Below are 25512 nucleotides of genomic sequence, written 5' to 3'. Positions count from 1 at the left end.
CCTCCCTAGTTTGTGGTTAACGTTGCTGTGAAACGACTTTCAACTTGGTACGTTGTTGTGGCATAGGGTGAGATTGATCAGCAGGAGGATTTTGCTGTTTACGATATTTTACAAACATCGATATGTTCACAAGTATTCCCATACTAATCATAAGTAAAATAAGTGAGGAACCTCCATAACTGATAAATGGTAATGTTACACCTGTAAGCGGAAGTGTCCCTGAGGCTGCACCAAGATTGACGATCGTCTGGATTCCGATCATGCCGGATATTCCAATCGCCAACAGGCTGCCGAATGCATCTTTACAATGTAATCCAACATATATACCTTTCAAAACGAGGAACATGATCATCAGGATGATGGCCAATACCCCGATAAAACCTAATTCTTCTGCAATGATGGCAATGATGAAGTCAGTATGCGGATGGGGGAGGAAGCCATATTTCTGAATGCTCTGTCCCAATCCTCTTCCAAACAAGCCACCTGTTCCTAATGCCAGATATCCATTGATCAACTGCATGCCATCACCTGATGGATCATCAAAAGGCCGGTAAGCAGCAGCAAATCGTGATAATTGCTCTTGGGTCAGTAAAAATTTATAACCAATGAATCCTAGTAGTCCCAAGCTGCCAGCCATCATCGATAAATGGGTCCATTTCATCCCTGAACATAAAAGGATCACTGCAGCAGACATCGCAATGACCAACATACCACCAAGATCCGGTTGGATGAAGACGAGCGAGCAGACGAGAGATAAAACGATTAACGGTGGAACAACACCAGTCTTGAAATCCGATATGTAATCTTGTTTCTTTGAAAAGACGGATGCCAAGTAAATGATGATTCCGATTTTAGCATATTCAGCTGGTTGGATGCTGAATCCACCGACTGAGAACCACGCTTTTGCTCCATTCACTTCGGAGCCGATGAATTTCACCAGAATTAAAGAACCGAGCATCGCAAGGGTTATTGGTACGATCAACTTCTGGTACATCTTATAGGGTAAAATCATGAATATGAAAAATGCGATTATACCAAGTAAGACCCAGATGAAATGCTTCTTGAAAAAATGGTCACTTTGGTATCCATACTGTGTAACCGCAACAATCATGCTGGCACTGTACACCATCACGAGACCAATTGTACATAGAGCCAATACGACCACAATCATCGTATAATCATAATTTTTAAACATTTTTTTGAACATGATGGGCAACCCTCACAAATGATTTGTTATATCCAAAACTATTCGAGTAAAAGGACATTTTTCCTTCCTAGAAAGGAAGAATTCCTAGATTTGTCTAGGCTTTGTAATAATACTCCATAAACTTTCCAATAGGATGTAGCCGTCAGATTTCCGACCTTTGATTTTATAAGGGAGAAGATTCCCGAGAGCGATCCAGATGTTGATGAAAGCAAAAATTGAGATTGCTTTATCTAAAATTGATGAAAAATCCATAGGATAGAAACCGAGAATAAAGAAAGCTGTTACTGCATTGATCAAAGGTCCATTTATTGTGATGAGAAAACGATTGAATGAGCTTGTTTCACCGATATCACCCGATAATGTATGGGCACCAATAAAATAGAACAAGCGGTATTCGATATGAAGGAACTGATTATTGATATGTAAAACCGTGGGACCTATACCGATCTGCATCCGTGAATATTTGAGTCCGGTCAGACGAGCAGTAAGATAATGGCCGATTTCATGTAAAAACGTAGCTAACGGAAATAAAACAAAGACAATAAGCAAAACGATATACATACCCGTCTCCTCCCTCTCGATTTATCGTATCATATGTATTAAGCACACACCTTACGTTCGTGTGAACTTTTGATCAATTTTAACGTTTCCCGCAAAAAGTCTCGTATATTTTAACCACTTACCGATTTCCATCAATCGAAATCGTTTTTTCAATAGTAACAAACTTGTAAAAAACAGACTTTAAAAAAACCCATAAATCAAGTTGTCCTGAATCGAAAGTAAAAAACTCAAACCATCATATGATAGTTTGAGCTTTATTTATATACATGAACTTTGACCATGCCATCATTTAGACCAAGCATCGTGTAAAGCTGTCAGTTGACGTTCAAGCGATTCTAGTAACGCCTTTCCTTGTTCAGCTTCAATCAAATCCAATCGGACTGCAAAATCTATCTCTCTGGAAAGCCCGAACATTTGAGTGTCAAGGACTTCCTCATAGAGAGGGCATTGCGGCATCGTCAAGTTTTCCATCTGAACTTCAATCAATCTAAGTATCTTTTCAGCATCCGCTTGAAGTAATGCAAATGCTTTTTCACGATGACTGGTAACCAACTCAGTCGACAAATCGAATCCCTCCGTTCCAAGTGCCTCTCTCTATTACCTATACTATCGTTTAAAAGCCTAAATTGCAACACAAATCAAACAGCATCTCCTTAAAATATGCTTAAATCATAACGTTGGGATAGCATTTCAAGCAATTTCACCCCACCAATACTGTTCCCTTTATCATTCAGAGAAGGGCCGTATACACCGATTCCTATTGATGGTGGAACAAGACCAAGAATTGCTCCAGAAACGCCGCTTTTTGATGGGATTCCCACCTGAATCGCAAATTCCCCGGATGCATTATACATTCCACATGTCACCATGAATGTCTTTACAATGGTTGCAATCCGCTCAGGCAAGATCCTGCGGTTAGTCTCAGGATCTTGCCCTTTGTTCGCTAGGATCATCCCGATCCGGGCCAAATCCACACAAGTCACTTGTATCGCACACTGCTTCGTGTATAACTCGATCAATTCGTCTACATCGCCCTGGACGATGCCATGCTGTTTCATGAAGTAACACAATGAACGGTTAAGGTTAGCTGTATCAAATTCCGATTGGGCAACCTCTTCGTCGATATCGATACTTGAATTATTGGTCATATCATGTACGAGAGCTAATAACCGCCCAAGCTTTTCATGGACTGATTTACCGTAAATCATGCTTGTCACCACTAATGCTCCAGCATTGATCATTGGATTCAAAGGCTTTGCTGGCACTTGTGTTTCCAACTTCGCAATTGAGTTGAATGGATCTCCAGTGGGTTCCATTCCTACTTTTTGGAAGACTTCATCTTCTCCACGGTCCATGATGGCCAAGGCCAGGGACAATACCTTCGACACACTTTGAAGAGTGAACTTCTTTTCAACATCGCCTGCCTTTACACATTTTTCATTCGTATAGTAAAGAGCCAGCGATAAATCACATTGATCCGCTCTTTCCAGTGCAGGAATATAACTTGCAACTTTCCCTTGTTCTGTATATTTTCTTGCACGCTCAACTAGTTCTAACAATTCTTCATCTGTTTCGCAATACATGAAATAAGAACACCTCCAAATTGTCACCTGCTGCGTATAGTAACTATAGTCACTTCTTCTATTAGTAGTACTATACCCTAATGTGACAAAATGAAGAGGGAACGTTATACTTAATACTGAATTTTTTTAAGGAGTGAATAAGATGGAATCCATCGTTTTGATTAAAGGTAAGGTCACATACCCGATCACACTTGACCCAGGTGTCTGGATTTTTGACGATAGAAAAGTTGATTTGAGTACATATTTCAACGAAGAAAAAATTGAGCATGAAGATTCATATACAAAGGACGTGTCACAGCATTGGGACAGAGAACGGACCGAAGGAGCCAAAGTACCTACTCAAACAAACGAAAATAAGATTCGTTATAATAAGGATGAGTTATTTACGAAATCCTATGGTATTCCGTTAAATCCCTTCCTCGAAAATGCGAAACCGACCAATGCTAAAGCCATTGAATTGCATACATCCACAGATAAGGTTATACCCCTCTCGATAGAAGAAGCTAAAGGCGGAATCCTCGGTTTTTCACTCAACGGAAAACCTCTAACAGATGGACCGGTGCATTTTTATTATGGAGATGGCTCGAACCAAAACGATCCTATCCGTGACATCAACCGAATCATTGTAAAATAAGGTTTTTTGTTGTACAGGAAGGTGCTGAAAGCTTTCGGAAAGTGAGAGTATTACAAACATAAAAACAACAGTTTATGAGGAAACAGACTGGCCTCGCGGAAGTGGGTAAATGCAGGGAAGTGATGTCTAGATCAGTGACCAGTCACTTGGATCACTTCAAACTTCCTGCGGCGGCGACAGCCTCCTCGTCCGTTTTCCAGTGACCTGCGTGAATAATCGGGTCGCTTCCGCTTTTCGTTTGCCCGCGGAAAGGGAGTGAATTTCAAGTGATCATATGTTAGGGTCAACCCTTTTTTATTGAAGACATGAGCTCTCACAATAACCTATGTCCATTTGAATAAAGATAGAAGAATATACGAAGAATAACCGTAACTTGAGTTATATGAAAGGATGAACAACGTTGCGGAAACTTCCTTATTTCTTGGTTACGCTATGTGTGGTATTGTTGATCTCATGTCAAAATAATAAAAATGACGAAAGCTTAGGTAATAATGAAAAACGAGTTGAAGTAAAGCAAAGTGTCGAATATAACAAAGATGAGCGTAAGAGCTCTAGACAAATTTCAAAACGACTTGTAGATATTGCGACAAGGGAACCTGATGTCAAGGATGCGACTGCGGTCGTTCTCGGAAAGTATGCTGTCGTTGGAATCGATGTTGCTGATCACATCGACCGGTCCAGAGTAGGGTCGATCAAGTATAGTGTAGCTGAAGCTCTCCAACATGATCCTTATGGGGCAAATGCTGTCATTACAGCTGATCCTGACATATATGCTCGTTTGCAAGAAATGGGACGACAAATAAGTGCCGGTCAACCTATTGGCGGAATACTTGAAGAATTAGCAGCCATCACAGGTCGGCTTATGCCTGAGATTCCGGGTCAAATCAACAAAAAAGAACCAGACCCTGTACGTAAAAATGATAAGAGTATTCCTAAGGACGAAGAGAAGAAACTCCAAAATCAACAGCAAAAACAAGGAAAAAGCACACCTAGTGATCCAAATAAAATTAAAGAAACAAGATAAATACCATATATTAACTTAAACGGCTATCCTAAAGTGTCAAACACTTTTTGGATAGCCGTTTTTTATCGTTTAATACTTATAATAGTTAACCTGCAACGTGACTCACTGTTCCTTCAGAAGTTTGCAATTCAGAACTAAATTCAATTCTTTTTCAACGCATTCATGACTTGCTTATCAAGTCGTGCCGCAGCCTGGGCATCATAGGTCTTTTCATATTGAGGTGGCTGAGATATCTTTGCTCCATAAAACATAGCATCTCTAATTTCTGAAATTTGTACTTTGATCATTGACAGTTTGATTGGTACGGAGTCCATTCGTTCCTGTACAATTTGAGCTTTTCCATTGATGACGGAGGTGGTTTCGTCTTCAATCAACGTAATAGAAATGTTTTCATTCGACTCGATGTTAGCGACCGCTTTAGAGCGGGAATCCACTGCAAAAACGATTGTTTCAACATCAGGTGCATATACCCAGGAGATAGCATTGACATATGGAGTATGTTCAACAGGATCTACAGTATTCACTATTACATAGCACTCTTTTTGTAGTAAGCGAAATTGCGTTTCGTTCAATGATGATAAACTTTTCGTTGCCATCTTACCAGCTCCTTTTCTACCATGATAAACGGCGGATTCCTTGTTCCTCATGAACGCATAATTTTCAATCTATCATAGTGTTGATCGATCAATGATATATATACCTTCTACAGATAACCATCAATACCTTCACCGAGTAGCTTATACGTTACCACCTATTCATGGTATACTTGTTGTAGAAAGAGGTGGACAAAATGCGTGTCAAATGTGTCTTATGTGATAAAATCGAAAAACTCGAAGATCAAAGCCCTTTAGCTAAGAAACTAAGAAACAGACCGATACACACATATATGTGCGAGTCTTGCCATTCAAGGATAAAAGAACGGACAGAAGATCGGAAGACGTCAGAAAACTTTATAACTTACCGCCACTCCTCTAAAGAAGAAACGTGGTAATCAATTCATTATAGTTTTTTATACTAACTAAGACCACAGCCTAATTATATTTAGGTTCAGATTCAATCGATTCATATAACGCATCGATCAACTCGATTGGAAATTGCTTTTTATAGTCTTTACCCTCTATTTTATAGTGGATGATATAAAAGGGAGGTTCCTGTTCAATTTGAATGGCGGTAACTGCATGATCATCCCTAAGGATTTCTTCAAAGAAATCCAACGTATCTTTTGCAGCTTGGTCATCTTTTCTTTCATCAGAAACCTTCTTGATTGTTAGCCAATTATACAAAGCATCTTGTAAATTCATCAAATACCTCCGATCACAACTTTCTTTAAGTTTAAAAAGGGACTGACTTAAAATCAAGTCAGCCCCTTTAATAATTTATTGGCTTTGTTCTTCTTTCTTCGATTGGTGTAATCTAATTTTATAAATGATCAAAATCGCTGCCGCAACCATTAACCCTTCTGTTACAGGAAGGAATACAGCAAAAAAAGTCAGAACCGTACAGCCGAGTCCAAGGAATATATAAACCACTGCCGCTTTCAACACTGGTAATTTCCTTGAAAAACCAAGTTTGAAAACGACGATCGATAATAGTAGTACGGTCAAATATAAAAACCACATACCGACTTCAGGATTCGTATCGACATTGTAAAGTTTAGCAAAGAACTGAAGACGTTCGTTGATATCTACTTCCAATGGTACCGTCTCCTTTTTTCATTAAGAATTTTGCTGTGCCAGCTTTTTCTTCTTCTCTAACCGTTCGCGTTCATTCTTATCCAGTATTTTTTTACGCAAACGAATTGATTCTGGTGTGACTTCACAATACTCATCATCATTCAAATATTCAAGTGCTTCCTCAAGTGTCATCACGCGAGCCTTCTTCATCGATACTGTATTGTCTTTACCTGCTGAACGCATATTTGTCAGCTGTTTTACTTTTGTCAGGTTGACTGTGATGTCATTTTCCCGATTGTGCTCTCCAACGATCATACCTTCATAAATTTCTGTTCCAGGTTCAACAAAAATTGTTCCACGATCTTCAACATTAATGATTCCATATTGAGACGCTTTACCGGATTCCATCGAAACTAAAACACCTTCACGACGGCCGCCAATTTTTGCTTGGATATAGGGCTGATAGCTGTCGAAGGAATGATTCAGGATCCCATATCCACGGGTCAACGTCAAAAACTCTGTCGTGTAACCGATCAATCCACGGGCAGGTACAAGGAATTCGAGTCTTACTTGACCGTTTCCATGATTGACCATATTGACCATTTCGCCTTTACGTTCACCAAGCGACTCCATGATCGCACCAGTATGCTCTTCAGGCACATCGATTTGTACGCGTTCGACGGGCTCACATTTTTGGCCATCGATTTCACGGATGATAACAACAGGTTTAGATACCTGTAGTTCATAGCCTTCTCTTCTCATATTTTCGATCAAAATCGATAGATGAAGCTCTCCACGTCCTGAAACAGTCCATACATCAGGAGAATCCGTGTTTTCAACTCGTAAGCTGACATCTGTCTCAAGTTGTTGATTCAGTCTCTCTTCGATTTTACGGCTTGTCAAATACTTTCCTTCCCGGCCAGCAAATGGGCTGTTGTTTACAAGGAAAGTCATTTGGATTGTTGGTTCATCAATTCGAAGGATTGGAAGCGGATCCTGATCATTCTCTGGACATACCGTTTCACCGACGTTTATTTCTTCCATTCCAGATACCGCAACCAAGTCTCCTGATTTCGCTTCATCGATCTCTACTCGTTTCAGTCCTAAGAAACCGAATAGTTTTGTCACCCTAAACTTTTTGACAGAACCATCCAACTTCATCAAGGCGACACTTTGTCCGACTTTGATCGTTCCTCTGAACACCCTGCCGATTCCAATACGACCTAAATAGTCATTGTAATCCAATAACGAAACCTGGAATTGCAAAGGTTCCTCACTTGTATCCACAGGTGCAGGAATATTTTCCAAAATCGACTCAAAAATTGCTGTCATGTCTTCATCTTGCTGTTCAGGATCCAGGCTTGCTGTACCGTTCAAAGCAGAAGCATAGACAACAGGGAATTCAAGTTGATCATCGTCAGCCCCTAACTCGATGAATAAATCAAGGACTTCATCTACAACTTCAACGGGACGTGCAAATGGGCGGTCGATCTTATTGACGACCACGATCGGTGTCAATTTCTGCTCAAGTGCCTTCTTCAAAACGAATCGTGTCTGCGGCATACATCCTTCATACGCATCAACAAGGAGTAAAACACCATCTACCATTTTCATGATACGTTCTACTTCACCGCCGAAATCTGCGTGTCCTGGTGTATCCATGATGTTAATTCGCTTTTCCTTATAATTGATTGCTGTATTTTTAGCCAAAATCGTAATTCCACGTTCTTTTTCCAAATCATTGGAATCCATCGCACGCTCACTGACTTGTTCATTATCTCTGAACGTTCCTGATTGGTGGAGCATTTGATCGACCAATGTTGTTTTCCCGTGGTCTACGTGGGCAATAATCGCTATATTGCGTAGTTCTTCTCGAAGATTCACTTCAATCTCTCCTTAATATGTGTGTTCAAAAAGTGGCGAATCACACTGTATATAAACATTATCGTTGATGACTTTTTGAACATCCTCTTAATGGTGTCAACCTAATTAAATTCAACTTTCCTATTATAACATAAATAATAAACTTTTTCTTTCACTCATTTTTCGATACACTAGGTTCTAGGAGGTTGACCATGAATAAACAATCCATCATTTTCATTCTAATTTCGATTTTAGTGACTTTTAATATCGCATTGATTGGTGTAGCTATTGGAGAACAAAGCATCCTGCTTGCAGTTATTGCACTGGCTGCTACTTTCATTCTTATGGGGATAGGATTTAAACTGAAGAAAAAATTCAGAGATGAAAACCGGAATAACCTTTGAAAACGGCTGTTTTCCAAAAGTTTATTGGTAATGGAATGTTGTACAGGAAGTTACTGAGATCCTGTGCAAGTTAGGAGGCCTTACGGAAGTGGATTAATGCAGGGAAGTGATGTCTAGCGACCAGTCACATGGATCTCTTCAACTTCCTGCGGCGGTCGACACATTGTTTGATATCCTTATGAGTGAGCCCACGCAGACCAAGTCTTTGTTTGGTTCGAGCCTCCTCGTCCAGTTTCCCAGTGTCCTACGTGACTAATCGGTTCGCTTCCGCTTTTCGTTTGCTTGTGGAAAGAGAGTGAATCTCTCAAAAATCACAATAAAGTAGAATAACAAAGCCAAAAAGTAAAACAGGGAATTACCTTTGATCGAATTTATTCTTATGACCGATCAGAGGATTCCCTGTTTTTTATTCGCCTAACGGTTTGGCTAATTTGGTATATCTTTTATCTGTTGGGGTAGTCTCAGTGCCAATTTGTTCAAAACCACACGTAGCGAGAAAACGAAGCCACCCTACTCGTTGAAATGGACATGCAGTAAATACGATTTTATGATCCTTCTGTTCCAATTTCTTGCATAAGTGATGCAATATCGAACATCCATACCCTCTTCGTCTATATTTGGGATTCACCATGATCATGCCGATCCAAATTTGATTATTTGAGGGAGCGTTTAAGATATGAAAGCTGAGCCCCTTGAGAGTATGATTTTCCTCCCACATCAACCAGACACCATCATACTTGTCGTAAAGGGACATCCATACCTTTGTCCTCTGAAGGTCCATTTCTTCCTTTATCAATCCCTCTTCGGCTAGCCATTGCGGGGATTGTTTAAGCCATTCCAAGAGAACTTCTGAATCATCTTCTGTCATTTTCCGTTCATTCATTTGTAAGGTATTCATCCAAAATCTGTTGATGAAGATCTGATTTACCTGCAAATATCGAATTCTTGTCCAGTATGTTTAAAGGCTCGCCATACAAATTCGTGACACGCCCTCCCACTTCTTCTATTAAAATCTTTCCAGCAGCGAAATCCCATGGTGATAAGCGCATCGTAATATAAGCATCCAATCGTCCAGCGGCTACGAATGCAAGCTCGATGGCTGCTGATCCGTACGATCGTGTCCCTCTGCAGCGATCAACTACTGGTATTAATCGTGCCGGATCAATTCGCTTGTTATTCGTAATCCAAGTTGCATTGATGGCAATGATCGATTTTTCAATAGGAACTTCTTCAAGATCAGGGAGTTTTACATTATTCAGATAAGCGCCATTATCCTTCACAACATGGAACATTTCATCATAAATGACATTATATATGACGCCCACCATTCCGACACCCTCGTGATATACACCAATAGAAATAGCAAAATTTGTTTGCTGATGGACAAAATTCATCGTTCCATCAATCGGATCTATGATCCAGACAGTCCCATCCAAAGATGAGACTTCCTCACCCACACCTTCTTCTCCTAGTATTTTATGGTGCGGGTATGCTTCACTAACTTTATCAATCAAATATTGTTCTACTTCTCGATCCATGTTTGTTACCAGGTCATCCGCATTCGACTTCGTTTCCACAGTCAATTCCTTTTCGAAGGATTTGCGGATCACATCTCCAGCTTCATTTGCCCATGACACGGCTTGATCCCGTATATCATCCCAATTGATAGCCACATCCTCACTCCTTTTAAGTGCGGTCCAGTATGTATTTTGTAATGATAGCATAAATGGATAGTCTCTAAGTGTCCATAAAAAACGAACCCTGCAAGTAAAAGGTTCGTTCTATCTATTTACAATTATTATGCCTCTAATTGTAACATTTCTTGTCTCAATCGTTCTAATTTTTTCTTTGATCGTTTGATTTGTTCAGTATTTTTCGCTACGAGTGCCTCGTGTAGAGTTGCCAATTCATAATCGATTTCGAGTCGAAGAACTGGGATTCGACGCTCAGCTTCCGTTAATTTCAGCGTTTGAATCACTTGTTTCATGGTAACTCACACTCCTTTTCTTTTAACTTTGTTTACACTTCAAAGCTTGTTTTTATCATACTATTCTGAAATATTGGCGTGCAATTCCGATGTTCTTTTTTAGCTTCCCACTTTTTTAATGTTTATATTTACCTGATTCTGCTTAACATTTTGATACACAATATTCGTATGCTACACTCTTTTTATATACACAACGAGGTGAATCGCATGAATTTCAATGGTTTTACAGAACAGGATTTCAATGTATTCAACATTCAAGGGCTTGATGCAAGAATGGAAGCTATCCAAAACCAAATTCGGCCAAAGCTTGAAACATTAGGTGAACATTTTGCCCCGACACTATCTGCAGCTACGGGTGATGAGATGTTTTATCATACGGCTAAACATGCAAGGAGAACTGTGAATCCCCCAGATGATACTTGGGTAGCATTTGCAAACAGTAAACGTGGGTACAAAAAACTTCCACACTTTCAAATCGGTTTGTTTGATAGTCATCTCTTCGTATGGTTTGCAGTAATTTATGAATCTCCAATAAAGAAGGATTTTGCAAAAATACTTAGTGAACATCAGGAGGAGGTCCTGAAACAGATTCCAGATGATTTCGTTTGGTCAGTTGATCATACGAAGCCGGACGCCATCCCTAATTCAGAGGTTGATGAAGAAACATTTTCTAAAATGACTACCCGTTTGAAAGATATCAAAAAAGCAGAATTACTTTGTGGGATTCACATCCCGAATCATGACCAAATTCTACAAGACGGGGAAGCCTTACTTTCAAAAATGGATCAGACATTCCATACATTAACCCCTCTTTATAATTATGCTAGTAAGGTTCATGCATCTAGTTAATCCATTAAAGTTAATGTATTATATTACAGTTCTAAATTGAACGTATAGGTATTTATCATTACATTTTCATTTTTTTAATGTATATGGGTTAAGTATCTATATTTTCGATAGTATAAAGATAGAAAAGAGCTGCCCGATTGAGGGTCCAGCTCTTTTTTAATGGCTAAAAATTTGTTGCTAATGGGAGTTGTTAAAGAAGTTGCAGAATGCATATGACAGTGGAAATATGCGAGACTCCTGCGGGATAGCAAGCTAAGAGAGATCCCGCAAGTGAGGAACGAGCTGAGGAGGCTTGTAGATTGCCCGCGGAAAGCGAGTATATTTCCAAACTCAACAACCTATGCGAAAAAAGCCTTTCCTTCATGACCATTTCTTACGTATTTCTTCTGCTTCGGTTATCATTCTTGTGAAAAGTTCTTCCACTGATGGGATATCCTTAATCCTTCCCATAACCTGACCTGCCCACCCAAAACCTTGGTCCAACAATCCTTGATTTGCAAATGCTTGATTTGCTTTACCTGAAATATAAGTACTGAGCGCTTCATAAGCCGGTTCCACTTTTTCAATCGATAAGATTTGATCGGTCCATCTATTACGAATTACCCTTCCTGGGGCTCCCAACGACTTTTTAATAATCGACGTGCCGGTTTCCGTTCCGGAGAGTAATGCTTCTTTATAGTTTTGATGGGCATGCGTACATTCTTTTGTTGCAATGAATCGTGTACCCATCTCAATACCTTCCGCCCCTAAGGACAATGCTGCCATCAGTCCCCTGCCATCACCGATTCCACCTGAAGCAATTACGGGTATGGATACTTCGTCAACTACTTGAGGTGTCAGCACCATCGTACTGATATCATCTTTGCCGATATGACCGCCCCCTTCTTGACCAACTACCATCACTGCATCTGCACCTAGCTGCTCGGCTTTGACCGCCTGCCTTTTCGCAGCTACCAGGACAAGTTTTTTCACATCAACGCCTTCCAATTGCTTGAAGACTGGACTTGGATTACCACCTGTCATCGAAATGACGGGTACCTTCTCATCAATCGAAACTTGGAGCATATTTTCAAATGGCCGACCATGTTGCCCGATGGCATAATTTACCCCAAATGGACGTGTTGTCTTTTCTTTCACTTTCCGGATTTCAGTTCTCAATTGATCGGGTGTTGATAGAGACATTGCAGTTATTTGACCTAGTCCACCTGCATTTGAGACGGATGCAGCTAACTCAGAATACGCAAGATAAGCGAGACCTCCTTGAATGATCGGATACTTGATTCCTAATAATTCGGTTACACGAGTTTCCCAATTCACAAAATCACCCCAACGGATTGAATATCAGAAAAATAGCTTGCAAGCGTCTGTGGATTTGATATACTTTTCCTTGTTTTATATTAGTTTAGCATAACAAACGGCTTGCATTTAAAATAGAAGCTCAGTGTTGATTCCTGTGAAATTCACTCGTTTTCCGCGGGCGATCCTCCTTGCCAGGCACTCTGTTACCTTCGGAATGCCGCGAATTTCGCTTTTAATCAACATTAAGGTTAAACAAATAAATTGAATGAGGTGTAATGATTGTCACAATATAAAACACCCCTTTTTACCGGATTAGTGAATCACGCCAAGCGTAATCCGATTCAATTCCATATACCCGGACATAAAAAAGGTCGCGGTATGGATCCTGAATTCCGGGATTTCATAGGTGAAAACGCATTATCAATCGATTTGATCAATATCGGTCCATTGGATGACCTCCATCATCCCCATGGCATGATTAAAGAAGCACAACAGCTTGCTGCCGAAGCATTTGGTGCTGATCATACATTCTTTTCAGTACAAGGAACAAGCGGCGCCATCATGACGATGATTCTCGCTGTATGTCATCCAGGAGATAAAATTCTTGTCCCGAGGAATGTGCATAAATCAGTCATGTCAGCGATCATTTTTTCCGGGGCGGTCCCAGTCTTCATCCATCCTGATATTGATCCGAACTTAGGGATATCACATGGAATTACAACTGAATCAGTCCAAAAGGCACTTGCCCAAAATCCTGATGCAAAGGGATTGTTCGTCATCAACCCTACCTACTTCGGAATCAGTGCTGATTTAAAGGAAATCGTCGAGTTGGCTCATTCTTATGATATTCCTGTGCTGGTTGATGAAGCGCATGGTGTGCACATCCACTTTCATGACAAATTGCCATTGTCTGCAATGCAGGCAGGTGCGGATATGGCTGCGACGAGTGTCCACAAATTAGGCGGATCCATGACCCAAAGCTCGATATTGAATGTAAGAGGAAACCTGGTTTCTCCAGAACGAGTCCAAGCGATTCTCAGTATGATGACGACGACTTCGACTTCATATATCTTGCTTGCCTCACTGGATGTAGCACGTAAAAGGTTGGCAACTCAGGGGTTCAAGTTAGCTGAACATTCAATCCATTTAGCGGAGTCAGCTCGTAAACAAATCAATGAGATTCCGAACTTATATTGTGTTGGAAAAGAGATTTTAGGCACTCCTGCAACGTATGATTATGATCCGACAAAACTAATCATATCTGTAAAAGAGCTGAATATTTCCGGTTACGATGTAGAGGTCTGGCTTCGAGAACAGCACAATATCGAGGTTGAGCTTTCTGACTTGTACAACATCCTCTGTATCATCACTGCTGGTGATCGTGAAATAGAAGTACAAAAGCTCATAAGCGCCTTGACAGAATTAGCAAGCATGCACACAACTTCCGATAGAGCTGTTACAAAAGCGGTGCCGGTAAGTGTCCCTGGTATACCTGTATTATCCTTATCACCACGTGATGCTTTTTATGCAGATACAGAAAGTGTTCCTTTTGAAGAATCAACAGGAAGGATCATTGCTGAATTTGTAATGATTTATCCTCCTGGTATTCCGATCTTCATCCCAGGGGAAATCATCACTCAGGAAAATATCGACTATATCTTCGAGAACATCGAGGCTGGATTACCTGTGCAGGGACCTGAGGACGATACATTGAAAACAATTCGTGTAATCAAAGAACATAAACCGATCAAATAAGATAACGTGGTAAGGCTAGTTGATTTTAAGCGGAATTTGGGACACTCCTGCGAGACCCCATAGTGAGGGACTCGTGATGAGGCAAGCGGAAGTGGATTAATACAGAGAAGTGATGTTTAGCTCAGTGACCACAAAGCCTAAATATAAAAGAGGCTGATACCCATACGGCGGGTAATCAGCCTCTTTCGTTTTTCCATTTATGTTACGCAGTCTTTTTTCCGTGTTTCTTTTTATTTTTGCAATCAGGACAGTTGGAATACAACGTGGTTACCTTTTCAAATTCATAATGTTCAATGGTCGTGTTGCAATTTACGCAAACTACTGTTCCCATCGTTCTTTCCTCTCCCTTCGCCTTTGTAAGCGCTTTATTTATTCGTTACATTTATAATATGATGTCATATATAGAATGTCAAGGCTAAATTGTATGTCACATTAAATATTTAAATGCACATTTATTTTAGAAAAGCAAAGAGTTCAAGTGATATCTTCTTTCTTTAAATATAAAAAAGGATCGACCATGATAACGCTAGTTCCGTTTCTGGTCAATCCTTGGTTCATTGATTATTCAATCATATTGTTCTGCAATAGGAGAGTAAGGGAGTGCTTCTTCAAAGAAAGTCAAAAGCTCTTCCGCTTCTTTCTTTGATTGAATTTTGAAGGCTTTTTGAATATTATCCGTGTTCCTGAGATCAGCGGCATCCATCAAAGTCGAGCGCCCGGTCTGCATGCAAACGACGAGCGGTTTCCCGAAGAACATGTTGGTATAGACAATTCCGAAATCGTAACGAACATGTTCTGTGGTAAATCCAACAAACCTCACTTTAACCGTTTCGTCTTCATCGTAGAGTTTGTCAAATAATTCCATACCACGCCCTCCTTTTGAATTTTTTGAATATTATAATTAATTATACTGATTCTTCTGAGAAAACACAACTTATTTGACAATCTTTTTACATTACTTTTTCCTTCGCAAGACCTGTCTTATAAAAGTTTTAAAGGAACAACGTAATAAGTTGATAGTGAAAATTCGCAAATCTTCGTGACACGGTCTGTCATTTTTTCTCATTGAATGATAAAATTGATTATAAATTTAGGCGTGCCTGACAGGAGTGAAAGATAGTGTCCAGTAGTGCATATATAAAGCTTGTTGCTAAATCAAAACAACAGACGATCACTTTAGAAGAAATTGAAAAGCTGATTCACTATTATATGGAAATCACAAATAAGACAGGTGAACAATTAAATTGGGAGTATGGCTCAGCAGCTTTCCCCTACATGATTGAACAACGAAAAAACGGCGGCAAAACGTATTATTTTTTGAAAGGAAATACACAAGGATATAATTACATGCTGGTGGGAACAGGGCAAGATGATGAAGGGTCGGAGAATACATACATACAAATCGTATTACCGGAAGGGTCTACCCACGGGGATAAAGGCAAAGCGAATGAATTCAGTAAATTCCTCGCAAAAAAATTAAATGGCGAACTTCATCTGTTTAATGGAAGAATCATGTATTACTATAAACGATGATTAATGTAGAGAAAGGATGACCAAATTGCTTGTCCTTTTTTAATTATTCATTTAGCAATATGGAATCAAGTATATACTTTCTATTTTTCCTGGATCCTTCAATTGGAAACCCCATCATTTTCAACAGATATGCTGTAGCTGTGGTTGACTCGATATGGAGAAATTTCCTTGCTTATTGGTTTGTGATAGTTGTACCTAATCAGCAGCAGAATTTTGTAATTCACTTAATTTTGTAAAACAGCAGGAGAATTTTTTTTAAAACTATACAACATATTTGCAAAGTAGTAAAAAAGACCCGCAATCGAAGCGGCTTTAATAGCCACGCTGCAGGTCCCATACGTTCACTCTACAATTTGCTCTGGGTGCACGAATGTGTATCCTTTTGCTTGTAATCCTTTAACGATATCCACAAGGGCTTCGTTCGTCCAGTCCCGGTCGTGCATCAAAAGAATCGCACCATCTGTCAGTAAAGGAGTGTTGACCATGATATCAGCAATACTTTCACCTGTCTGGTACTCTTTTTCCCAATCATACCCATAAGTCCAGTTCATGAAAAGCATCCCTTGTTCTTCAATCAATTTCTTTGAAAAATCAGTATTGATTCCGAATGGCGCTCTGAAAAAACGTGGCGCTACTCCGGTCACTGCTTCAATTTCTTCGGATAATGTAACGATTTCATGTCTTTGCTTGTCTTCGCTGCTATTTTTGAGATTAGCATGGGACATTGTGTGGTTTCCAATTTCAAATCCCATTTCGTAAATCTCTTTTACAATGTCTTTCTCTTCATCCGTATCCATAAAGTGGCCGTTTACGAAGAAAATAGCTGGAACATCCAGGTCCTTTAGTTTTTGTGCCATCTCTAATGCATGCTTATCCGGAGCATCATCGATCGTCAATAAAACTACTTTTTCATCAGTTTCTGATTCAGTCTTCAACGTCCAGTTGGCTGGATGCACGGTATATGTAATCTCTGGAACATCTACAGGTTCTTCTTCAGAATCCTGGTTTGCGTCTTCGTGATCGTTTCCATCCTGCTCTATATCCTCAGAATCGTTTACATCGGGGTGCTCCGTTTCTTCCCCTGTATTCCCATGCCCTTCGTCTATTCCATTCTGATCTTTTTCTGCAGTGGTCTCCGCCGCACACCCTGCCAATAATAAAATTAATAAAACTATCAATGCTTTTTTCATGATGTCTCCCCCATTTTATCTCTTTTTGTCTTTTATTTAGTATAATTTGTCTAGATATGTAACCATAGAGTCGAAACGCCTAAAATAGGAATTAAATCGGTTTTCTAAGTAAAAAATAGGGTATAGGAATAATTGGGCTAGGATTTTTAGACTACAAAATCCTTGAAATGAAGAAGGGTTTATTAGTAGAATGTAAACCGTGTCATAAAACTTTACGAAAGGAGAAAAGGAATGAAAAAATTCACCAAAGTCTTTATCATCTCACTCATCATCTCAGTATTTTTCATCGCATGGGGCGTATTGTCTCCTAAAGGATTACAGAGTGCCACTGGAGCCATCCAGAATTTCCTTCAAGTCAAGTTCGGCTGGTTCTATCTGTTATCCGCTACAGGGTTCTTGATCTTTTCAATCTATTTGGTCTTTAGTAAATACGGTAAAATCAAATTAGGAAAAGATGACGACGAGCCTGATTACAATATCATTACATGGTTTGCAATGCTATTTAGTGCCGGTATGGGGATCGGCCTTGTATTTTGGGGTGTTGCTGAACCGCTGTTCCATTATTATGACCCTCCATCAGGTAATGGAGAGACTGTTGAATCTGCAAATGCTTCCCTAAGATTCGCTATGTTCCACTGGGGCTTGCATCCTTGGGGTATTTATACGGTAGTCGGATTGGCACTAGCTTATTTTAAATTCCGTAAAGGTGCACCAGGATTAATAAGCGCTATTTTCAGACCACTTCTCGGAGATCGTGTAAATGGTCCAATTGGAATCATGATTGACGTAATCGCTGTTTTTGCTACTGTGTTTGGAGTTGCTACATCGCTTGGATTTGGTGCTGCACAAATAAGCGGAGGGCTCTCATACGTATTTGAAGGCATTACAAATAATAAAGGTACTCAACTGATAATTATTGCGATTGTTACATTTTTATTCATCCTTTCTGCGTCAAGTGGTCTCAACAAAGGGATAAAATACTTAAGTAACATCAATATCGTACTTGCAATTGGACTTATGTTCTTCCTCCTATTTGCAGGTCCTACGAATTTCATAATGGATGTATTCACCCAAACAATTGGATCCTATCTGCAAAACTTGCCTAGCATGAGTTTCAGACTTGGACCATATAGTGAGACTACACAAGATTGGACTCAAGCTTGGACCGTTTTCTATTGGGCTTGGTGGATCGCGTGGGCACCATTTGTCGGTATGTTCATCGCCCGTGTATCAAAGGGACGTACAATCCGTGAATTCGTACTGGGTGTTCTATTGGTACCGACTATTTTCGGAGCCCTTTGGTTCTCGGTATTCGGGGGATCAGCTGTATTTAAAGATCGAATGGACAGCGCAGGCTTGTACCAGGTAATGACAGACAGCGGTACAGAGGTTGCTTTATTCGCATTGTTTGAACAATTCCCGCTTGGAGGGATCATGTCGATTATAGCAATTCTTCTGATCAGTACATTCTTTATTACATCAGCTGACTCCGCTACCTTTGTACTTGGAATGCAGACTACGAACGGAAGCTTGAATCCATCGAACTATATCAAATTCATCTGGGGTGGTGTGGTAGCAGCCTCTGCTGCAATACTTCTTTACTCTGGAGGATTACAAGCCCTGCAGACGGCATCGGTCATAGCCGCCTTCCCGTTTACATTCATCATGATTGCAATCATTTTTGCAACTGTCAAAGCACTAAAAGAAGATCACAAAATGAACTTCAAAAAATAATTAGTTCTTATGAAATGACCTCAACAAGGATGATAATCCTTTTGAGGTCATTTTTCATTTAAGCTCTGTTAATTTTTATTGATCATGTCTGCGAAATTACTCTCTTTCCGAGGAAGCTTTACAAGACTCCTGAGAACCAATTCAAAGTACAATTAAGAAATACCGGAATAAGAGAAATGACACTGCACCTAATACACTTGATAGGCATGAATAGAATTTCGGACTTCTTAGATAAACGCCAAATAAATAGCCAAAGTAACAAAAAACGATGAGTAATATATATTCAAAAATCGATGGATCTTGATGGGATAAATAAGTAACGAGTGCATAGATGCTCCATATGATCATCTGAACTGAAGATAAAACGAGAATGGTATACATCTAAACTCCCCCTAAGACAACTTCTACAACTAATCATATGTAGATTACACGCATATTACGACTTGAAATCCCCCTCCTCCTACTTATCAATTCTGTAACAATTCATTTACGATTCATAATTCGACAGTTTTTCATGATAAAATCAACTCAAATGTTGCTTTCCCGTCAACACTGTAATACAAAAAGAAAGAAGTGAACTCCATGAATGTTCGATCAGTTGGATTTCTTTCTATACCCTTACTTTCCATTATTGCATTACTGAGCAGCTGTCAGTTCATACCCGAATATGGACATCTCCCTGTTGACTTGGAAACAGACGAAATCAATACGATTCTATTTTCATCAAAAACAAACCAGACAGAAGAAAAGATATATTATGATGCACTACTAGAACTGCAAAAGGACTACCCACAAAAGTTGAATTCCATCAAAATCATAAAGAAGCAGAATAAACAGCTCACTGATTATTACAATGTATCCAAATTTCCAACAGTCATCGTTTTTGATGGGAAAGATGAAATCGTCAGACTTGAGGGGAAGAAACAAGTTGAGGAAATCAAGAAAAAGTTAGATACAGTTTATTCAAAATGAAAGGCCGGCAAATGCCAGCCTTTTTTTATTCGCTTATTTTTTTGGTTTAGAAATATTGAAGGAGTGAGCCGAACAAAAATCTTGACACTCTTAAAACTGGGGACAGCTAGGCAAGCGATCACCCACCATAAAAAAACTGCTGGATCTTTCCAGCAGTTTTTTGTACAGCTTTATTTTACGATGTGTACAGGAAGTCCGATTGCGACTTCTGCTGCTTCCATCGTGATTTCACCAAGTGTTGGATGCGCATGGATCGTCAAAGCAATATCCTCAGCAGTCATTCCAGCTTCTATTGCTAGACCAAGCTCTGCAATCATATCAGAAGCATTAGGACCTGCAATTTGAGCACCGATGACAAGACCATCTTCTTTACGAGTGATGAGCTTCATGAACCCTTCAGCATCATTCAACGACAATGCACGTCCATTTGCACCGAATGGGAATTTAGAAGCCTGAACGTCGAATCCAGCATCCTTCGCTTCTGCTTCAGAATACCCGACACTTGCAAGTTCAGGGTCACTGAAAACGACCGCAGGAATTGCAAGATAGTCGATTTCTGCAGCTTCACCAGAAATAGCTTCTGCAGCTACTTTACCTTCATAAGATGCTTTGTGAGCAAGAGCAGGACCAGGAACGATGTCACCGATCGCATAAAGTCCATCAACCGTAGTTTTACATTGCTTGTCCACTTCGATAAGCCCTTTATCATCCATCTTGACACCGATTTGCTCAAGACCGAGTTCTTCAGTGTTTGGTTTACGACCGACTGTCACTAATACATAATCAGCATCGAAGGATTTTTCTTCACCTTTCACTTCAGCAGTGACTTTAGCACCATCCTTGGACTCTTCAACGCCTTTCGCCATCGCATTAGTGATGATTTCAACGCCTTTTTTCTTAAGACGGCGTGAAACAAGCGTACTCATTTGCTTTTCGAAGCCTGGAATGATCGTTTTACCGCCTTCAAGGATCGTCACTTCAGTACCAAGGTTTGCGTAAGCTGTCCCGAGTTCGATGCCAATGTATCCTCCCCCGATGACAACCATCTTTTTCGGTACTTCATTCAATGCTAAAGCACCAGTTGAGGAGATGACTCGGTCGCTCCACTTGAAAGAAGGAAGCTCAATCGGGCTAGATCCTGTAGCAAGGATACAATTTTTGAATTTGTACGTTTGTGAAGTATATTCGTCTTTCGTTACACGGACTGTATTCGTATCAGAGAAATAAGCTTCCCCTTTTACGATTTCAACTTTATTCCCTTTGAGGAGCCCTTCAACTCCCCCAGTCAATTTATTGACGATGCTGGCTTTCCACTCTTGGACTTTATTCATGTCTACTTTTACATTTTCAGCAGTTATCCCTAAGTCATCAGAATGCTGAGCATGTTCAAACCTGTGGCTTGCATGGATGACAGCTTTTGAAGGGATACATCCGACGTTTAAACAAACACCGCCGATATCGCCTTTTTCAACGATCGTAACTTTTTGCCCCATTTGAGCAGCACGGATTGCTGCAACATATCCTCCCGGGCCTGAACCAATGACCAGTGTGTCTATTTCTTCTGCAAAATCGCCTACTACCATTTTTACGCCTCCATTATCAATAGTTGTGGGTCGTTCAAGAGTCGTTTAACATGATTTAACGCATTTTGTGCAGTAACGCCATCGACTAAGCGGTGGTCATAACTGATTGAAAGCGCCAATACAGGAGCTGCTACGATCTCACCATTTTCCACGACAGGCTTTTCTTGGATACGACCGACACCAAGTATTGCTGCGTCTGGGTGGTTGATGATCGGTGTGAACCATTGTCCACCAGCAGAACCAAGGTTGGAAATCGTACAAGTGCTGCCTTTCATTTCATCCCCAGATAGTTTACCATCTCGAGCTTTCTTCGCAAGTTCATTGATCTCATTGGATAATGAGAAGATGGATTTGCGGTCTGCGTCTTTAATGACAGGTACGACTAGTCCCGCATCTGTATCAGCAGCAATTCCGATATTGTAGTAATGCTTGTGAACAATTTCTTCATTTTCATCGTCAATTGACGCATTCAAGATCGGGTATTCGCGAAGTGCTGAAACTAACGCCTTGACAACATAAGGCAAGTAAGTGAGTTTGATTCCTTTTTCAGAAGCAAGCTCTTTGAATTGCTTGCGATGTGCTACAAGATCTGTAACGGCAATCTCATCCATATGTGTAACATGAGGTGCCGTATGCTTAGAGTTGACCATCGCTTTAGCGATCGCTTTTCTCATACCTTTAAGTTTTTCGCGAGTTTCTGCTTGTTCTGTAGTTGCTGCAGCAGGCTTCGCTTTTTCTTCTGTTTGTTGATCCTCTTTCGCTTCAGCTGCTGGTTCTTCAGTTTCAGCAGTTTCTTGTCCACCGTCAAGATATGCATCGATATCTTCTTTAAGGATACGACCGTCCTTGCCAGAACCACTTACTTTCTTGATGTTGACGTCTTTATCACGGGCATACTTCCGAACAGATGGCATCGCCTTAACACGGCTAGTCGGATCGTCATCTTCAGAATCAGAGTCTTCTTTCGGCGTTTCTTTTGTTTCTTTTGACTCTTTTTCTTTATCGTCTTTTTTGTCATCCTCTTTTTTCGCTTCATCTGCCTCAGGCTTCTTATCTTCATCGGCTTTTGGTTGATCAGCATCTGTTTCTTCACTGTCGCCTTCATAACCTTCAGCATCGATCGTTACAAGTACATCACCAACAACCGCAACAGTTCCTTCGTCAACCTTAATATCGTTTACCGTTCCATCAACAGGTGAAGGAATTTCTACTACTGCTTTATCGTTTTGTACTTCAAGAAGAATATCATCTTCTTTGATTTCATCGCCCTTTTTGACAAACCATTTTACGATTTCACCTTCATGGATACCTTCACCGATATCTGGCAGTTTAAATTCAAACGCCACAGGGTTCGCCTCCTTGTTTTCTATATAGTGAGTTTGGAGTTTACTTCTGTCTTATTAAAAGTTGATTACTTGCTTCGCTTTTTCCATGATATCTTTATAATCTGGCAGCCAAACATCTTCTGCTGCGGAGAACGGGAACACAGTATCTGGCGCTGTAACACGCAATACTGGTGCTTCTAATGAAAGAATCGCTCTGTCATTGATCTCGGCAACAACGCTCGCTGCTATACCTGCTTGCTTTTGTGCCTCTTGTACGACTATGGCGCGGCCGGTCTTGTTTACAGATTCGATGATCGTGTCTATATCAATCGGACTCACTGTACGTAAGTCGATCACTTCTGCCTCGATATCATCTTTTTCAAGTTCTTCAGCAGCTTTAAGGGAAGAATGCACCATTGCACCATAAGTAATAATCGTGATGTCTTTTCCTTCTCGCTTCACATCCGCTTTTCCAATTTCAACTGTATACTCTTCTTCAGGAACTTCATCTCTGAAAGAACGATATAGCTTCATATGTTCTAAGAAAATGACTGGATCATTGTCACGGATTGCCGAAATCAAAAGTCCTTTTGCATCATAAGGAGTTGATGGGATTACGACTTTCAATCCTGGCTGCTGCGCCATAAGGCCTTCTAAGCTGTCTGCGTGAAGTTCTGGTGTTTTAACACCTCCACCAAAAGGAGAACGAACTGTAATTGGTGCATTGTAGACACCACCTGAACGGTATCTCAAACGTGCCATTTGTCCAGAAATAGCATCCATTACTTCATAAACGAATCCGAAGAATTGGATTTCAGGTACAGGACGGTATCCTTGCAATGCTAATCCAATTGAAAGACCACCAATCCCTGACTCGGCAAGCGGGGTATCAAAGACGCGATCTTCCCCGAATTCTTTTTGCAGGCCTTCAGTAGCACGGAATACGCCGCCATTTTTGCCGACATCTTCACCGAAGACCAGAACGTTTTCATCATTTTTAAGTTCAATGCGCATCGCATCAGTGATCGCTTGAATCATCGTCATTTGGGCCATCGCTTACTTCGACTCCTTTTCTTTATATTCTTCCATTTGCTCCTGTAAATTTTTCGGAAGCTCTTCATACATGTTATCAATCAGATCTGTCACTTTTTGCTTCGGTGCTTCGTCTGCTTTTTTGATTGCAGCTTTAATTTCTTCTTTTGCTTTGTCAACAACTTCATTTTCTTTCTCTTCAGACCATAGATCCTTGCTTTCAAGATACTTACGGAAACGAACTAATGGATCCTTCTTTTCCCATTCGTTATCCATGTCTTCTGTACGGTATCTTGTTGGATCATCCCCAGCCATTGTATGTGGGCCGTAACGATAAGTAAGTGTTTCGATCAATGTCGGACCTTCTTCATTTACTGCACGTTCGCGAGCTTGTTGGGTAACAGCATAAACAGCAAGTACATCCATCCCGTCAACCTGCACACCATGAATCCCTGCAGCAACTGCCTTCTGTGCAATTGTTTTTGCAGCAGATTGCTTTTCAACAGGAACAGAAATTGCAAAACGATTGTTTTGAACGACAAATACAGCTGGAGCGTTGTACGCACCTGCAAAGTTGACTCCTTCATAGAAGTCACCTTGTGAAGCTCCACCGTCTCCTGTGTAAGTGATGGCAATGTTTTTCTTTCCGCGCTTCTTAAGTCCTAGAGCGACTCCAGCAGCTTGTGTGATTTGAGCGCCGATGATGATCTGCGGAGAAATCACCTTTACACCTTCTGGAATCTGGTTCCCTTGGAAATGTCCACGGGAGAACAAGAATGCCTGGTATAAAGGTAGACCGTGATACACAATCTGTGGAACATCACGATAACCTGGGAGAATGAAGTCTTCTTTATCCAGTGCATACTGGCTTCCAAGCATAGACGCTTCTTGACCCGCAACTGGTGCATAGAATCCAAGACGTCCTTGTCTGTTAAGTGAAATCGCACGTTGGTCCCAAATTCTTGTATACACCATACGTGTCATCAATTCTTGTAGATCTTCATCTGACAAGTCAGGCATAGCGTCCTCGTTAACGATTTCGCCTTCCTCATTCAGAATTTGGAATGTTTCAAATTCCTCTTCGATTTGTGTTAGGGTTTTTGTACCCATGAAGGTCACCTCTTCCTTTCATACTTAAAAATTAATATGATGTGTCAAAATTCGAAAGCCAGACAATTATATACACAATACTTAGATTGTCCACTTTTGATATAAAGCATGTCTAATTCTCTTCTATTTGTTGGATGTATCATTATGCTTTAACATTACGACTACATCATGTTTTACCCTTATTCAAGGTTCAA

29 protein-coding genes are annotated in these 25512 nt (G+C 40.4%); 9 read left to right on the top strand and 20 right to left on the bottom strand.

What is annotated here, in order from left to right; genetic code table 11:
- Positions 1–16: 16 nt before the first annotated feature.
- The 4 genes from ftsW to glsA all read right to left on the bottom strand — a co-directional run bounded on the left by ftsW (position 17) and on the right by glsA (position 3351).
- On the bottom strand, positions 17–1195 hold the full coding sequence (ftsW, locus tag KOL94_RS03315) for a putative lipid II flippase FtsW (protein ID WP_260412188.1): 1179 nt from the start codon (positions 1193–1195) through the stop codon (positions 17–19).
- 96 nt (positions 1196–1291) lie between these two features.
- Positions 1292–1768, bottom strand: coding sequence for a site-2 protease family protein (locus tag KOL94_RS03310; protein WP_221564018.1), 477 nt, complete (start codon positions 1766–1768; stop codon positions 1292–1294).
- A gap of 285 nt (positions 1769–2053) precedes the next feature.
- Entirely contained in the window at positions 2054–2332 is a 279-nt protein-coding gene (locus tag KOL94_RS03305; protein WP_221564016.1) for an Fpa/YlaN family protein, read from the bottom strand.
- Positions 2333–2421: 89 nt separating this feature from the next.
- The gene (gene glsA / locus KOL94_RS03300; RefSeq protein WP_221564014.1) at positions 2422–3351 is read right to left on the bottom strand and encodes a glutaminase A; all 930 of its coding nucleotides are present in this window, start codon (positions 3349–3351) and stop codon (positions 2422–2424) included.
- A 142-nt stretch (positions 3352–3493) separates the two neighbouring features.
- Between glsA and KOL94_RS03295 the strand changes: the two genes are divergently transcribed.
- On the top strand, positions 3494–3985 hold the full coding sequence (locus KOL94_RS03295; RefSeq protein ID WP_221564012.1) for a peptidyl-prolyl cis-trans isomerase: 492 nt from the start codon (positions 3494–3496) through the stop codon (positions 3983–3985).
- 400 nt (positions 3986–4385) lie between these two features.
- Positions 4386–5009 (top strand): YhcN/YlaJ family sporulation lipoprotein, encoded by a 624-nt coding sequence (locus tag KOL94_RS03290; RefSeq protein ID WP_221564010.1) that lies wholly within the window; start codon positions 4386–4388, stop codon positions 5007–5009.
- Positions 5010–5149: 140 nt separating this feature from the next.
- On the opposite strand, the gene KOL94_RS03285 is transcribed toward KOL94_RS03290, so the two are convergent.
- Positions 5150–5605 carry a pyridoxamine 5'-phosphate oxidase family protein gene (locus tag KOL94_RS03285; RefSeq protein ID WP_221564008.1) on the bottom strand — a complete coding sequence of 152 codons (456 nt, stop codon included), beginning with the start codon at positions 5603–5605 and terminating at the stop codon, positions 5150–5152.
- Between the two features lie 194 nt (positions 5606–5799).
- Between KOL94_RS03285 and KOL94_RS03280 the strand changes: the two genes are divergently transcribed.
- Entirely contained in the window at positions 5800–6000 is a 201-nt protein-coding gene (locus tag KOL94_RS03280) for a YlaI family protein (RefSeq protein WP_221564007.1), read from the top strand.
- 40 nt (positions 6001–6040) lie between these two features.
- On the opposite strand, the gene KOL94_RS03275 is transcribed toward KOL94_RS03280, so the two are convergent.
- The 3 genes from KOL94_RS03275 to typA all read right to left on the bottom strand — a co-directional run bounded on the left by KOL94_RS03275 (position 6041) and on the right by typA (position 8566).
- Entirely contained in the window at positions 6041–6310 is a 270-nt protein-coding gene (locus KOL94_RS03275; RefSeq protein WP_221564005.1) for a hypothetical protein, read from the bottom strand.
- A 75-nt stretch (positions 6311–6385) separates the two neighbouring features.
- Complete coding sequence (locus KOL94_RS03270; protein WP_260412187.1) at positions 6386–6703, bottom strand: YlaH-like family protein; 318 nt, start codon at positions 6701–6703, stop codon at positions 6386–6388.
- A 21-nt stretch (positions 6704–6724) separates the two neighbouring features.
- Positions 6725–8566, bottom strand: coding sequence for a translational GTPase TypA (typA, locus tag KOL94_RS03265; RefSeq protein ID WP_221564003.1), 1842 nt, complete (start codon positions 8564–8566; stop codon positions 6725–6727).
- 191 nt (positions 8567–8757) lie between these two features.
- Between typA and KOL94_RS03260 the strand changes: the two genes are divergently transcribed.
- Complete coding sequence (locus tag KOL94_RS03260; protein ID WP_221564001.1) at positions 8758–8949, top strand: DUF5325 family protein; 192 nt, start codon at positions 8758–8760, stop codon at positions 8947–8949.
- 406 nt (positions 8950–9355) lie between these two features.
- Here the strand turns inward: KOL94_RS03260 and KOL94_RS03255 are convergent, their stop codons facing one another.
- The 3 genes from KOL94_RS03255 to KOL94_RS03245 all read right to left on the bottom strand — a co-directional run bounded on the left by KOL94_RS03255 (position 9356) and on the right by KOL94_RS03245 (position 10936).
- Complete coding sequence (locus KOL94_RS03255; protein ID WP_221563999.1) at positions 9356–9847, bottom strand: GNAT family N-acetyltransferase; 492 nt, start codon at positions 9845–9847, stop codon at positions 9356–9358.
- Positions 9825–10622, bottom strand: coding sequence for an inositol monophosphatase family protein (locus tag KOL94_RS03250; protein WP_483298057.1), 798 nt, complete (start codon positions 10620–10622; stop codon positions 9825–9827). The genes KOL94_RS03255 and KOL94_RS03250 overlap by 23 nt, the downstream gene beginning before the upstream one ends.
- 125 nt (positions 10623–10747) lie before the next feature.
- Positions 10748–10936, bottom strand: a complete 189-nt coding sequence (locus tag KOL94_RS03245; RefSeq protein WP_221563994.1) for a hypothetical protein — start codon at positions 10934–10936, stop codon at positions 10748–10750.
- 207 nt (positions 10937–11143) lie between these two features.
- Between KOL94_RS03245 and KOL94_RS03240 the strand changes: the two genes are divergently transcribed.
- Entirely contained in the window at positions 11144–11785 is a 642-nt protein-coding gene (locus KOL94_RS03240) for a YktB family protein (RefSeq protein WP_221563992.1), read from the top strand.
- Positions 11786–12145: 360 nt separating this feature from the next.
- Here the strand turns inward: KOL94_RS03240 and KOL94_RS03235 are convergent, their stop codons facing one another.
- Positions 12146–13102, bottom strand: a complete 957-nt coding sequence (locus tag KOL94_RS03235; RefSeq protein WP_221563990.1) for an NAD(P)H-dependent flavin oxidoreductase — start codon at positions 13100–13102, stop codon at positions 12146–12148.
- 261 nt (positions 13103–13363) lie between these two features.
- On the opposite strand from KOL94_RS03235, the gene KOL94_RS03230 reads away from it, so the two are divergent.
- Positions 13364–14839, top strand: a complete 1476-nt coding sequence (locus KOL94_RS03230; RefSeq protein ID WP_221563988.1) for an aminotransferase class I/II-fold pyridoxal phosphate-dependent enzyme — start codon at positions 13364–13366, stop codon at positions 14837–14839.
- A 202-nt stretch (positions 14840–15041) separates the two neighbouring features.
- Here KOL94_RS03230 and KOL94_RS03225 read toward each other — a convergent pair whose 3' ends face one another.
- Complete coding sequence (locus KOL94_RS03225) at positions 15042–15170, bottom strand: GapA-binding peptide SR1P (RefSeq protein WP_221563986.1); 129 nt, start codon at positions 15168–15170, stop codon at positions 15042–15044.
- A gap of 234 nt (positions 15171–15404) precedes the next feature.
- Positions 15405–15704 carry a DUF3055 domain-containing protein gene (locus KOL94_RS03220; RefSeq protein WP_221563984.1) on the bottom strand — a complete coding sequence of 100 codons (300 nt, stop codon included), beginning with the start codon at positions 15702–15704 and terminating at the stop codon, positions 15405–15407.
- A gap of 254 nt (positions 15705–15958) precedes the next feature.
- Here KOL94_RS03220 and KOL94_RS03215 point away from each other — a divergent pair, with 254 nt between their 5' ends.
- Positions 15959–16372: a DUF1885 family protein gene (locus KOL94_RS03215; RefSeq protein WP_221563982.1), complete on the top strand. Its 414-nt coding sequence runs from the start codon at positions 15959–15961 to the stop codon at positions 16370–16372.
- Positions 16373–16713: 341 nt separating this feature from the next.
- Here the strand turns inward: KOL94_RS03215 and KOL94_RS03210 are convergent, their stop codons facing one another.
- Positions 16714–17562 carry a polysaccharide deacetylase family protein gene (locus tag KOL94_RS03210; RefSeq protein WP_221563980.1) on the bottom strand — a complete coding sequence of 283 codons (849 nt, stop codon included), beginning with the start codon at positions 17560–17562 and terminating at the stop codon, positions 16714–16716.
- Between the two features lie 231 nt (positions 17563–17793).
- Here KOL94_RS03210 and KOL94_RS03205 point away from each other — a divergent pair, with 231 nt between their 5' ends.
- On the top strand, positions 17794–19296 hold the full coding sequence (locus tag KOL94_RS03205; protein ID WP_221563977.1) for a glycine betaine uptake BCCT transporter: 1503 nt from the start codon (positions 17794–17796) through the stop codon (positions 19294–19296).
- Between the two features lie 141 nt (positions 19297–19437).
- Here KOL94_RS03205 and KOL94_RS03200 read toward each other — a convergent pair whose 3' ends face one another.
- A complete protein-coding gene (locus KOL94_RS03200; protein ID WP_221563975.1) occupies positions 19438–19677 on the bottom strand; it encodes a hypothetical protein in 240 nt (79 codons plus the stop codon).
- A 201-nt stretch (positions 19678–19878) separates the two neighbouring features.
- Between KOL94_RS03200 and KOL94_RS03195 the strand changes: the two genes are divergently transcribed.
- Positions 19879–20268 carry a thioredoxin family protein gene (locus KOL94_RS03195; protein WP_221563973.1) on the top strand — a complete coding sequence of 130 codons (390 nt, stop codon included), beginning with the start codon at positions 19879–19881 and terminating at the stop codon, positions 20266–20268.
- 170 nt (positions 20269–20438) lie between these two features.
- Here KOL94_RS03195 and lpdA read toward each other — a convergent pair whose 3' ends face one another.
- Genes lpdA through pdhA form a run of 4 tightly spaced genes read right to left on the bottom strand, consistent with a single transcriptional unit; the run spans position 20439 to position 25318 of the window.
- Positions 20439–21851 (bottom strand): dihydrolipoyl dehydrogenase, encoded by a 1413-nt coding sequence (gene lpdA / locus KOL94_RS03190; RefSeq protein WP_221563971.1) that lies wholly within the window; start codon positions 21849–21851, stop codon positions 20439–20441.
- 2 nt (positions 21852–21853) lie between these two features.
- Complete coding sequence (locus tag KOL94_RS03185) at positions 21854–23197, bottom strand: dihydrolipoamide acetyltransferase family protein (protein WP_221563969.1); 1344 nt, start codon at positions 23195–23197, stop codon at positions 21854–21856.
- A gap of 54 nt (positions 23198–23251) precedes the next feature.
- Positions 23252–24229 (bottom strand): alpha-ketoacid dehydrogenase subunit beta, encoded by a 978-nt coding sequence (locus tag KOL94_RS03180; RefSeq protein WP_221563967.1) that lies wholly within the window; start codon positions 24227–24229, stop codon positions 23252–23254.
- 3 nt (positions 24230–24232) lie between these two features.
- Entirely contained in the window at positions 24233–25318 is a 1086-nt protein-coding gene (pdhA, locus tag KOL94_RS03175; RefSeq protein WP_221563965.1) for a pyruvate dehydrogenase (acetyl-transferring) E1 component subunit alpha, read from the bottom strand.
- Between the last annotated feature and the right edge of the window lie 194 nt (positions 25319–25512).

The sequence above is a fragment of the Alkalihalobacillus sp. TS-13 genome (genome assembly GCF_019720915.1).
Taxonomy (GTDB): Bacteria; Bacillota; Bacilli; order Bacillales; family Fictibacillaceae; genus Pseudalkalibacillus.
Note: the sequence above shows the minus strand (reverse complement) of the source record. Positions and strands in the feature narration are given on the sequence as shown.